Origin of the sequence: uncultured Caballeronia sp., from assembly GCF_964243625.1 — a bacterium.
In the GTDB taxonomy this organism is placed as follows: Bacteria; Pseudomonadota; Gammaproteobacteria; order Burkholderiales; family Burkholderiaceae; genus Caballeronia.
The window spans coordinates 1-10597 of sequence record NZ_CAXTGZ010000171.1 but is presented as its reverse complement, the minus strand read 5'-3'; the positions used below and the strand labels follow the sequence as shown (position 1 = coordinate 10597).

The window sequence follows — 10597 nt, the reverse complement described above, 5'->3', positions numbered from 1 at the left end:
CAGCATTATTAAAAAGGAGGATTGAAACAGGCGCACTTCATATTTATTTAATAATCGCGCCAGTGCGTATTTTCACTTTTCCAAATGCTGGAATATGTGTTTAACGCATTGCCTATTATTAAACCTGATACCGGGTGTGCTGGTTCGACATTGAGGCCGAGGGCAACGCGATGTCGCTTGTTGAGTTGGATGTGCGGCTTCCGGCAGGCCTGCCTTCGCAGTTGCCGGAGCGCCAGGAACGTCAATATTTCAGCCACACGTGGACGCCGGTCCTGGATTCGAGTCTTCGAGCATCGAGATGGCCGCGTGTATTTGTCCAACTCGTTTGCGCTGGGCGGGCATGAGCGTCAAGGACAACATCGAGTCCACGCGTTTTCTCCAGTACGACAGAGAAAGCCCGTGACTCGCGGCAATCTTGTTTATCACGCGTTCAAGATGCACGAGATCTTTTTCGATAAGATAGTTATTCAATTTAATTCCCCCGGTTGCGCCACAATTCGGTTGCTATTAATGGTGGCCTGTTTGATTCTAGCCGTTTGCTTTTATTGTCTGAGCGTTCTCGTTCAGACCCGCACTGGTCAATGCGATACGTTTCAAGTGCACGAGACGTGCCATGTATTTCGAAGAGAACACGATTGCTGCTACACCCCGTAGCGTCCCCAGCCGTCACATTCACCGGGCTGTTACGCCGCAGCGTTACGTAACGGTTGCGAAAAGATCGTAACGCGGAGAGGGATGGAGTGGGTCATCGTTGCCGGATTAGCTGTTTTGGGCGGTGGGACTCAATTAGATTTTACCGGGCCTTTTTCCCGCATTTTTTGTACAGCGCTAATTCGTTTCTACCGATTAAACGGTGAACAGGTTCACAGGTGTAGGTGGTGCGGCCTTATAACTACATCCGCCTAATTAATCCCGATATTGTCTCGACCGCATTTGCCAATAGCGACTAGTATCGGTTAAAAGGACGGCGAAAAAATAACGCCACCCATCCTGATATATCTCGCGTGGCGGAAGGACACCCGGCGCGAATTCTCAGGAAACAGATTGGCCGGCTCGCCCCGCGTTCGTACGCTTTTTGCGTCGATTGTTTGTGCGATTTGCCGGTTCTCGGAAGGAGCTTCCGATGAATCCTTCAACCCAACCGGGCTCCCTTATTATTTCGTCCTCTGACTCGAAGGCCCTGAATGAGGAATTACAGGCGATCAATGGGGAGCTTCGTTCTACCGGCGAGGGACTCGAAGCAGGTAAGGAAGAGCTTCAGTCGGTCAATGAAGAACTCGTCACGGTGAACATCGCACTGGCCGATACAGTCGCCGAAACCGTCGACGGCAACGACGAGCTGCAATACCTGATCACCTCCACCGGTATAGCAACGGTGGCCGTCGATCGCGAACTGCGGATCAAACGATACACGCCGCGTGCGGCCGAATTGTTCCGGCTGAGTGCATCGGATATTGGGCGGTCCCTGCTTCATCTCCGCCATGGGCTCGATTATCCCGACATGGCCGCCGACGCCCGCGCCGCGTTCAACGAGTTCAAACTGACCGAACGCGAGATCGGCTCGGATCGGGGCGAATGGTTTATCGCGCGCGTATTGCCGTATCGCAGGACGGGCGATCACATCGACGGCGCCGTGATCACCCTGATCGACATCACCGTGCGTCGCGCCGCCGAAACCGTCACGCGCAGCAGCGAAGAACGCCTGTGGCTCGCGGCCGTCACCACGGACGACTATGCAATCATCGTGCAGGACATGGATGGTCTCGTGGTCATGTGGAACGGCGGCGCGCAGCGCATTTTCGGCTACCTGGAAAGCGAAGTGCGCGGCAAGCCTATCGATCTCATCTTTCTTCCCGATGACCGCGACGCACACGTGCCGCAGATGGAACGCCAGCGGGCTACCCAGGCCGGGCGCGCAGAAGACGAACGCTGGCATGTGCGCAGCGATGGCGTAGAGGTCTTCTGCAGCGGCGTGACGACGCCCGTCGAATCGGGTTCGTTCCGGGGCTTCGCGAAGATCTCCCGCGATGTCACCGGCAAGACCGGCGTCGAAAGTCCGCAGCAACTCACGCTGGCGCTGGAGCGCGCCATTCGCACACAAGCCGAAGCCGCAAATCGCGTGAAGGACGAGTTCTTTTCTGTCCTGTCGCATGAGTTGAAGAACCCGCTCAACCTGATTCACGTCAAGGCCGAGCTGCTCACGCGCACCCCCGAGGTGCGCGACAACGCGATCGTCCAGGATGCCGCCGACGCCATCCAGCGCGCGGTGGCGGGACAGGCGAAGATCATCGACGACCTGCTGGATTTGTCGCGCGTGCGCACGGGCAAGCTCGCGCTGCGGTTCTCGCCGGTGGACGTGACGTCGATGTTGCGTGCAGTCGTGCAAGCAAGCACGGCGGATGCGGTTTCGGGGGGTATCGATTTATCGATGACAGGCGCCGACGCCGCCATGATGATTTACGCCGACGCCGAACGCGTCGAGCAGATGATCTGGAATCTCGTGCGCAATGCGCTGAAATTCACGCCGGGCGGCGGCCGCGTGCAGTTGGCGATATCGCAGCTTGCGGGTTCCGTGTGCCTTGACGTGACGGACACCGGGCAGGGCATTGCGCCGGACTTTCTGCCACGCATCTTCGAGATGTTCAGTCAGGCCGATGGCGGCGGCCGTCGCGATCGCGGTGGTCTCGGTATCGGGCTGTCGCTCGTAAAGCAGCTTGCAGAGTTGCATGGCGGGCGCATCGAGGCGGAGTCGGCAGGGTTGGGACAGGGCGCGCGCTTCAGGCTGTGGTTGCCGGAGAATGCGCCGTCGCCGCGCGGGGAAGCGCCGCGCGAACTCGTCGATCCGAGCATCCTGACGGGCCTGCGCGTGCTGCTTGTCGATGATTCCGTCGAAGCGCTCGAAGCGTTTCGCACGTTGCTGGAAATGGAAGGCGCGCATGTGCGGGCTGAGCCGAGCGCGGAGCAGGCGCTCGTGGCCACGACGCAGCAGGAGTTCGACGTGGTGCTTTCGGACATCGGCATGCCGACCATGAACGGCTACGAGATGATCCGGCAGATGCGCAGCACGCCGCGAACCGCGAGAATTCCGGCGCTTGCGCTGACGGGTTTTGGCCGCGAGCAGGACGTGAAAAAAGCGCTGGATGCCGGCTTCGACGGGCATTTGAGCAAGCCGGTTTCGCTGCATGCCCTGGTCGCAGCGATCGACCGGAGTTTGCATAAGTCTTTCAGTTGAGCGATTTTCTGTTTCACCGATAAAAAAATTCCGGACACGATGTGGCGCGGCTGAATCTGGCCGCTGTTTGCGTGCGTATATTCGATCGGTATCGATCGAGGGGCCGTTGATCTTGAACATTTCAAGCGGCCGTATCGATGCCAGTCACAGCTTTTGTCTGCTCCAGAAAACGATGCTATTGAAGATTGGAGAGCGCAATGCACAACGACCTCACCGAATTCGAACTGGACTGGCTGCTCGAACTGGCAATTAACGGAAGCGGGAGGATACCCGCCACGATTGCCGCGCATTTTCGGGAGCTGGGTTACGCCGAACTGATCTTTTCGACGACCTGCGTCACACGCAAGGGCCGCGAAACTTTGATGGCAGGAATGCAGGCCGGAGCGGGGTCGAAGATCAAGGTACGGCCGGGGGTGTTGCTGGATTGAAGTGGGGTGTGCGGCACCCTGGCGGCCGCTACATCAAGCCACTTGGAGGCCCGCTGATCTTTTCACATCATTGTGGCGAACCCGACGGCGAGGGGAAATGAAGGTGTACATGGCAACCTCCCAACGAAGCTGGCCTCTCGCTCGTCCCGCTACGGAACAAGGACGTGCAGCGTATGGGCGGGACGTGCACGACCCGGCACTAGCTCAGCGCTTTCTCTTTGCATTATACGTATTTTGTATATACAATTAGGTTCATGCACGTCACCTTCGATCCGAACAAGAATTCCCGAAACATCACCGACCGTGACCTTTCCTTTGAGCGCGCAGTGGACTTTGATTTCGGAACCGCCCTATAGGCTCCGACGAGCGGCGCGAGTACGGCGAGGTTCGGTATATTGCGCTCGGCTTCCTTGACGCCCGTTTGCATGTGCTGTGTTTCACTGAAACCGATGATGGGATCCGCGTGATCAGTTTTCGCAAGGCTAATTCGAGAGAGGTAAAACGCCATGACAGCACGCAAACCCATGATTGATGAGCACGATGAAGTGCGTGAACTCACGACTGACGATCTGAAGACGTTCGAGCGCGGTGAGAATGCGTTGCCGCCTTCTTTGCGCGCGAAAGTTGGGGTGCGTGGCAGCCAGAAGGCTCCGACCAAGGTTCCGCTTTCGCTTCGACTGTCGCCGCAGGTGGTGGCGGCTTTCAAGGAAACCGGAGATGGCTGGCAGACACGGATTGATCTGGTGCTGTCTGAGTGGCTGAAAACGCATTCGCCGAAGGAGTTGACGGTATAGCTGCACCATGCGTTCTCCTACGGATCGAACGCCGTGCTCGCGAGCGCCGGGCTTAGAACAATCTCAGGCTCTTAGTTCGGGCGCGGCTTTCATCGGCGCTCTTTAAGCGGTCCTTTCCGGCGTGGCAGGATCACATCAAGACAATGTCGTATTGTTCCTGACTCAAATTCGACTCGACCTGCAACGACACCGGCTTGCCGATAAAGTCCATCAGCATGGCCAGATGCTGCGACTCTTCTTCCAGAAACAGATCGATTACCTGCTGTGACGCCACCACCCGGAACTCGCGCGGGTTGAATTGCCGCGACTCGCGCATGATCTCGCGCAGCACGTCATAACACACCGTGCGCGGTGTCTTGACCTGGCCTTTTCCATCGCACGTCGGGCAAGGCTCGCACAGCACATGGGCCAGCGATTCGCGCGTGCGCTTGCGCGTCATCTCGACCAGTCCAAGCTGGGAAAATCCGTTGACCGTCACCCGCGTGCGGTCGCGCGACAACGCCTTCTTCAACTCCCCGAGAACCTGGTCGCGATGCTCGACGTTCTCCATATCGATGAAATCGATAATGATGATCCCACCCAGATTCCTGAGCCGCAATTGCCGCGCAATCGTATGGGCGGCTTCGAGATTGGTCTTGAAGATCGTATCGTCGAAATTCCGGGCGCCGACATAACCGCCCGTATTCACGTCGATAGTGGTCATGGCCTCGGTCTGATCGATCATCAGGTATCCGCCCGACTTCAGATCCACGCGGCGGGATAACGCGCGCTGGATCTCCGCTTCGATGTTGTACAGATCGTAAAGCGGGCGCTCGCCTGAATAATGATGCACGCGCGATGCAACCGCCGGCGTGAACTCGGCCGCGAAGTCCGCAAGCATCTGATACGTCTCGCGCGAATCCACTTGAATGCGCGAGGTCTCGTCATTCACGAAATCGCGCAATACGCGCTGTGCCAGATTGAGATCCTGATGCAGCAACGAAGTCGGCGCCACGCGCTGGGCCTGCGCGACGATCGTCGTCCATGTCTTGCGCAAGTATGCGACGTCGGCGGCAAGTTCTTCGCTCGTCGCATCTTCTGCGATCGTGCGGACGATGTATCCGCCTTTTTCATCCACGGGCAGAACCGCCGTGAGACGCGCACGAATCGCCTCGCGCTCGGTCTCACTCGCGATCTTCTGCGAAATCCCGATATGTGGTTCCTGCGGCAAATAAACCAGCGTACGTCCTGCGATGCTCACCTGAGTCGAAAGCCGCGCGCCCTTGGTACCGATAGGATCCTTCACCACCTGCACCATCAGCGCCTGCCCTTCAAACACGATCTTCTCGATGGGGATATGCGGCGCACTCGAATGCGTCTCGCCGGCAATGCGCGGATGCCAGATATCGGCAACATGAAGGAACGCGGCGCGCTCGAGCCCGATGTCGATAAACGCCGACTGCATGCCCGGCAATACACGCACGACCTTGCCAAGATATACATTACCCACTCGGCCGCGCGACAACGTGCGCTCGACATGAAGCTCCTGCACCGCGCCTTGCTGAACGAGGGCAACGCGGGTTTCCTGCGGTGTGACGTTGATCAGAATTTCTTCGTTCATGGACGGGTTTAAAAGTCGACGCGCGCCACGCGCAGGAGTGCGGCTGTTTCGAAAAGAGGCAGGCCCATGATACCCGAATAGGACCCTTCAATCCGTTCGATAAACGCTGCCGCGCGTCCCTGAACGCCATACGCACCGGCCTTTCCGAGCGGTTCACCAGTGGCGGCGTAGCGTTGCAGTGCAGCACGGTCGACCGCGGCGAAGCGCACGAGCGAACGCGACAGGACGGGCTGGAGCATCCCGCCTTCGGAATCGACGACGGTGAGCGCCGTCAACACTTCGTGATCACGCCCGGACAGCCGTTCGAGCATTGCGACGGCATGGGCGGCATCGTCCGGTTTGCCCATGATGGCGCCATCGAGCGTGACGGTTGTATCGGCAACAAGGATGGGCGAAGGCGCGTGCTCGCCCTTTACGCGCCGAGCATATGCAGCCTGTGCCTTCGCCGCGCATACGCGCAGGACGTAGGCATCGGCGGCTTCGCCGGGAAGCTCGGCTTCGAGCGCTTCGGCGTCTTCATCAGGAAGGGGCAGGAGCAGTTCGCACTTGACGCCGAGTTGCTGCAACAACTCCCGGCGCCTGGGACTTTGCGACGCTAGATAAACAAACGCAAACGTGGTCGATGACATTGAGGCAATCCTCGAAGCGCACGCGTTGGCGGTTCCGCGCCTTCGATGACCCGTTGCCGTTCACGCGCGATGATATGGGTGGTTCTGCGTGATGCTCCACGCACGATAAAGCTGCTCGGCCATGAGCACGCGGACCATGCCGTGCGGCAGCGTAAGACTCGACACACGCAGTAATACGTCGGCGCGCGCCTTGATGTGCGGATCGAGACCGTCGGCACCGCCGATCACGAAGGCCACGTCGCGGCCATCTTGTTGCCAGTCGGGAAGGGCGCCGGCGAGTTGCATCGTGGTCCAGTCGCGGCCGCGTTCATCGAGCGCGACAAGACGCGCATTTTTCGGCAACGCTGCTTCGATGCGCACACGTTCAGCCGCCATGACGCTCTCGGCGTTACGGCCCGACGAGCGCTGTTCAGGCTTGATCTCGCGCAACTCCACGCGCAGCTCGGGCGGCATGCGTTTCGCATATTCGTCGAAGCCGGTTGCGATCCAGTCGGGCATCTTGTGGCCGACCGCGAGGATATGAAGTTTCATGGCAGCGTGAGGCGCACGAAGCGTCCGCCTTCAGGTAAAGCGGTACGTTCGCACTGAACCTGAAGCTCAGCGACGCGTGGTCTTGCGCGCGGGCTTGGCCGCCGGTTCGTCTTCCTCGTCTTCTTCGTCCGCGGTCACACGCGCGCCGCCGAAACCGCCTGCGCTTTGCAGCTTCACGCGCACGGGTTTGTCACCCCAGACTTCTTCGAGGTTGTAGTACTGGCGCAGCGCCGGCTGCAGGATATGGACGACGGCGTCACCGCAATCGACCAGCACCCATTCGCCGATTTCCTCGCCCTCGGTGCTGATGACGTCGCCGCCCAGCTCCTTGACCTTTTCGCGCACGCTGTTCGCAAGCGCCTTGGTCTGACGATTCGACGTGCCGCTCGCCACGATCACACGGTCGAAGAGGGCGGTCAGGTGAGTGGTGTTGAACACCTTGATGTCCTGCGCCTTGACGTCTTCGAGACCGTCGATGATCGCGCGTTGAAGCTTTTGAATTTCCATATTTTTACCGATGGTACAAGTGGTGTTGAACAATATAGTCCCATACGGCGGACGGAACATTACTCTCGGCAGCAATCCCGCCTGCCGCGTGCGTTTTGAGGCGTTCGCCCGACTGCTCGCGGATTTCGGTGGCGGACACTTCGAGCGCCAGCGCCGAGTCGATCAACAGGTGCCCGTGCGGCGTGGACCGGAGCACATCCGCGCTCGCGCTGCGGGCCGCAATTTCCTCGGCAACAGCGGGTGAAACCGTCGATACATCGAAACCCGCGCGTGTTTCCACGCATACGTGCGCAAATTCGAACAGCCGTTTCCAGTCGCGCCAAGAATCCAGATGCACGAGCTGGTCGGCGCCGATCAGCAACGCCAGCGACGCATCCGCGCCTTCCCGCTCGCGCCAGCGCGCGAGCGTCTCCACGGTATAGGTTGGGCCATCGTGATCGATTTCGTCGGTCGCGACGGTGATCTTCAAACCGTCGATGTGCAGCGCTTGCGCCGCTGCGCGAGTCATTGCGAGCCGGTGATGCGCCGGCGTCACGTCTTTTTTCTGCCACGGTTGGCCTGCCGGCAGAAATACGAGTTCGGTCAGGTCCAGCAACTCGGCGAAACGCCGCGCGAGCGCCATGTGAGCGTTGTGTATCGGGTCGAACGTGCCGCCCAGCAAGCCGACGCGGTGAACGCAAGGAAGATTGGGTTTCAGTGGACGGTCCTCTTTGGGGACGGAATGCAACGGGTACAGCGCCGGTTTCTCATGTTTCCGTGGCTATTTAAACCCACTCTCGCGCGACAAGGAAATCGGAATAAAGCCGCGCTTCGGGCGTGCCGGTTTCCGGTTTCCAGTTGTATCGCCATGAAACGGCCGGTGGCATCGACATCAGGATGGACTCCGTGCGCCCGCCGCTTTGCAGCCCGAACAGCGTGCCCCGGTCGAATACCAGGTTGAATTCAACGTAGCGGCCTCGCCGATAGGCCTGGAATTCCCGCTCGGCTTCGCCATACGGCGTGTTGCGCCTGCGTTCGATGATCGGCACGTAGGCGTTGAGAAAGTTGTCGCCGACGCTGCGCATCATCGCGAACGATTCGTCGAAACCGGGTTCCGAGAAATCGTCGAAAAAAATCCCGCCGATACCGCGCGGCTCGTTGCGATGCTTGAGATAAAAATACTCGTCGCACCATTTCTTGAAACGCGGGTATAAATCCGCGCCGTACGGCACAAGCGCGTCACGGCACACGCCGTGGAAATGCTGCGCGTCTTCCTCATAACCGTAATACGGCGTCAGGTCCATTCCGCCGCCGAACCAGAAGAGCGGCGCCTCGCCGGCTTTCGTGGCGATCAGCAGGCGCACGTTCATATGCACGGTCGGGCAGTGCGGATTGCGCGGATGCATGACCAACGATACGCCCATTGCCTCGAAACCGCGGCCGGCCAGTTGCGGGCGCGCGGCACTCGCCGATGGCGGCAGGGAATCGCCCGCGACATCCGAAAAGCCAATGCCGCCGCGCTCGAAAAACTGCCCGCCTTCGAGAATCCGGGTACTCCCGCCGCCGCGCAGCCGCTCCTCTGGCCCACGCTGCCATGAATCGACGGCAAATTCGGCGCCATCGAACCCGCCGAGCGTATCTGCGATCTGCTTTTGCAAACCGGTGAGATAGGTGCGGACAGCGTGTACGTCGTAGGTCGAATCGGTCATCGTGCTGCGTGCTTTCTGGTGTGCGGGAAAGGCGGACAAGGAGGCGGTCTGCCGCCATTCGGCGCGTTTCGTCTAAAAACGCACTGCCGGACGCGAAGGTCCGGCAGTGCTGTACTTGAATGCGGTGTCGAATCAGCTTTGTCGGTCCGACGCCTTTCGATTGAGCGCCCGATACCCAATGTCCCGCCGATACTGCATGCCGTCAAACGCGATCTGGTTGATCGTATCGTAGACGACGGATTGCGCGCCGCGAACCGAATCCGACAGACCAACGACACACAGGACGCGGCCGCCGGACGTGGTCAGCTTGCCGTTTTCCAGCGTGGTGCCGGCATGGAACGTCACTGCTTCCGGCGTTTCCGCAGGTATGCCGTTGATCCGGTCGCCCTTGCGCGGCGTGTCCGGGTAGTTGTGAGCGGCGAGCACCACGCCAAGCGCGGTACGCCGGTCCCATTCGATCTCGGCCGTGGCAAGCGTGCCCGCGATCGCGAGTTCAACCACCTTCGAGAAATCACCCTTCAGGCGCGCCATGATCGGCTGCGTTTCCGGATCTCCCATGCGGCAATTGAATTCGAGCGTCTTCGGATTGCCCTGCGCGTCGATCATCAGGCCGGCATACAGGAAGCCCGTGTAGCGGATGCCTTCCTGCTCCATGCCGCGCACCGTCGGCAGGATGATTTCGCGCATCACGCGCGCATGCAGTTGCGGCGTGACGATCGGGGCAGGTGAATACGCACCCATGCCGCCGGTGTTCGGGCCCTTGTCGCCATCGAGCAGGCGCTTGTGGTCCTGGCTCGACGCCAGCGCCAGTACATGCTTGCCATCCACCATCACGATAAAGCTGGCTTCCTCGCCGTCCAGGAACTCCTCGATCACCACGCGTGCACCGGCGTCGCCCAGCTTGTTGTCGGCGAGCATGGAGTCGACGGCTGCATGCGCCTCTTCCAGGCTAGTGGCGACAACCACGCCTTTACCGGCAGCCAGACCGTCCGCCTTGATGACAATGGGCGCGCCCTTCGTGTCGAGATAAGCGTGTGCCGCACCGATGTCCGTGAACGTTTCGTACTCGGCCGTGGGAATGGCATGGCGTTTCATGAACGCCTTGGCAAAGTCCTTCGAGCTTTCGAGTTGCGCCGCTTCTTTGGTCGGACCAAAAATCTTCAGACCACGCGAGCGGAACAAGTTCAC

General features: G+C 59.7%; 12 protein-coding genes. 4 read left to right on the top strand and 8 right to left on the bottom strand.

The genetic code is table 11. The features are described from left to right. Positions 1 to 249 precede the first annotated feature (249 nt). A complete protein-coding gene (locus ACFFAR_RS13915; RefSeq protein ID WP_375508018.1) occupies positions 250 to 471 on the bottom strand; it encodes a hypothetical protein in 222 nt (73 codons plus the stop codon). A gap of 652 nt (positions 472 to 1123) precedes the next feature. Between ACFFAR_RS13915 and ACFFAR_RS13910 the strand changes: the two genes are divergently transcribed. From ACFFAR_RS13910 to ACFFAR_RS13895, 4 genes are all read left to right on the top strand, one after another. Beyond that, positions 1124 to 3232 carry an ATP-binding protein gene (locus tag ACFFAR_RS13910; protein ID WP_174363047.1) on the top strand — a complete coding sequence of 703 codons (2109 nt, stop codon included), beginning with the start codon at positions 1124 to 1126 and terminating at the stop codon, positions 3230 to 3232. A gap of 197 nt (positions 3233 to 3429) precedes the next feature. After that, positions 3430 to 3660, top strand: coding sequence for a hypothetical protein (locus ACFFAR_RS13905; RefSeq protein WP_061998984.1), 231 nt, complete (start codon positions 3430 to 3432; stop codon positions 3658 to 3660). A gap of 352 nt (positions 3661 to 4012) precedes the next feature. Continuing rightward, positions 4013 to 4192, top strand: a complete 180-nt coding sequence (locus tag ACFFAR_RS13900; protein ID WP_375508019.1) for a BrnT family toxin — start codon at positions 4013 to 4015, stop codon at positions 4190 to 4192. Next, entirely contained in the window at positions 4185 to 4454 is a 270-nt protein-coding gene (locus ACFFAR_RS13895; protein ID WP_375508017.1) for a BrnA antitoxin family protein, read from the top strand. The genes ACFFAR_RS13900 and ACFFAR_RS13895 overlap by 8 nt, the downstream gene beginning before the upstream one ends. A gap of 130 nt (positions 4455 to 4584) precedes the next feature. Here ACFFAR_RS13895 and rng read toward each other — a convergent pair whose 3' ends face one another. The 7 genes from rng to purD form a co-directional block, all read right to left on the bottom strand. Then, positions 4585 to 6054, bottom strand: a complete 1470-nt coding sequence (rng, locus tag ACFFAR_RS13890; protein WP_061998993.1) for a ribonuclease G — start codon at positions 6052 to 6054, stop codon at positions 4585 to 4587. Between the two features lie 8 nt (positions 6055 to 6062). Beyond that, a complete protein-coding gene (locus ACFFAR_RS13885) occupies positions 6063 to 6683 on the bottom strand; it encodes a Maf family protein (RefSeq protein WP_375508016.1) in 621 nt (206 codons plus the stop codon). A gap of 60 nt (positions 6684 to 6743) precedes the next feature. Then, positions 6744 to 7214, bottom strand: coding sequence for a 23S rRNA (pseudouridine(1915)-N(3))-methyltransferase RlmH (gene rlmH / locus ACFFAR_RS13880; protein WP_174363048.1), 471 nt, complete (start codon positions 7212 to 7214; stop codon positions 6744 to 6746). Positions 7215 to 7280: 66 nt separating this feature from the next. Beyond that, the gene (gene rsfS / locus ACFFAR_RS13875; protein WP_061998996.1) at positions 7281 to 7721 is read right to left on the bottom strand and encodes a ribosome silencing factor; all 441 of its coding nucleotides are present in this window, start codon (positions 7719 to 7721) and stop codon (positions 7281 to 7283) included. Positions 7722 to 7725: 4 nt separating this feature from the next. Next, positions 7726 to 8448 (bottom strand): nicotinate-nucleotide adenylyltransferase, encoded by a 723-nt coding sequence (locus tag ACFFAR_RS13870; RefSeq protein WP_082771397.1) that lies wholly within the window; start codon positions 8446 to 8448, stop codon positions 7726 to 7728. 37 nt (positions 8449 to 8485) lie between these two features. After that, the gene (gene hemF, locus ACFFAR_RS13865; RefSeq protein WP_174363050.1) at positions 8486 to 9409 is read right to left on the bottom strand and encodes an oxygen-dependent coproporphyrinogen oxidase; all 924 of its coding nucleotides are present in this window, start codon (positions 9407 to 9409) and stop codon (positions 8486 to 8488) included. A 132-nt stretch (positions 9410 to 9541) separates the two neighbouring features. Continuing rightward, positions 9542 to 10597: phosphoribosylamine--glycine ligase (gene purD / locus ACFFAR_RS13860; protein ID WP_174363051.1), on the bottom strand; the 1056-nt coding region annotated here is incomplete at its 5' end.

Bases quoted from the DNA above. Each gene is read 5' to 3' on its own strand.
- ACFFAR_RS13895 (WP_375508017.1), top strand. From the start codon at position 4,185: ATGATTGATGAGCACGATGAAGTGCGTGAACTCACGACTGACGATCTG.
- rsfS (WP_061998996.1), bottom strand. From the start codon at position 7,721: ATGGAAATTCAAAAGCTTCAACGCGCGATCATCGACGGTCTCGAAGAC.
- ACFFAR_RS13910 (WP_174363047.1), top strand. From the start codon at position 1,124: ATGAATCCTTCAACCCAACCGGGCTCCCTTATTATTTCGTCCTCTGAC.
- rng (WP_061998993.1), bottom strand. From the start codon at position 6,054: ATGAACGAAGAAATTCTGATCAACGTCACACCGCAGGAAACCCGCGTT.
- ACFFAR_RS13905 (WP_061998984.1), top strand. From the start codon at position 3,430: ATGCACAACGACCTCACCGAATTCGAACTGGACTGGCTGCTCGAACTG.
- ACFFAR_RS13885 (WP_375508016.1), bottom strand. From the start codon at position 6,683: ATGTCATCGACCACGTTTGCGTTTGTTTATCTAGCGTCGCAAAGTCCC.
- rlmH (WP_174363048.1), bottom strand. From the start codon at position 7,214: ATGAAACTTCATATCCTCGCGGTCGGCCACAAGATGCCCGACTGGATC.
- hemF (WP_174363050.1), bottom strand. From the start codon at position 9,409: ATGACCGATTCGACCTACGACGTACACGCTGTCCGCACCTATCTCACC.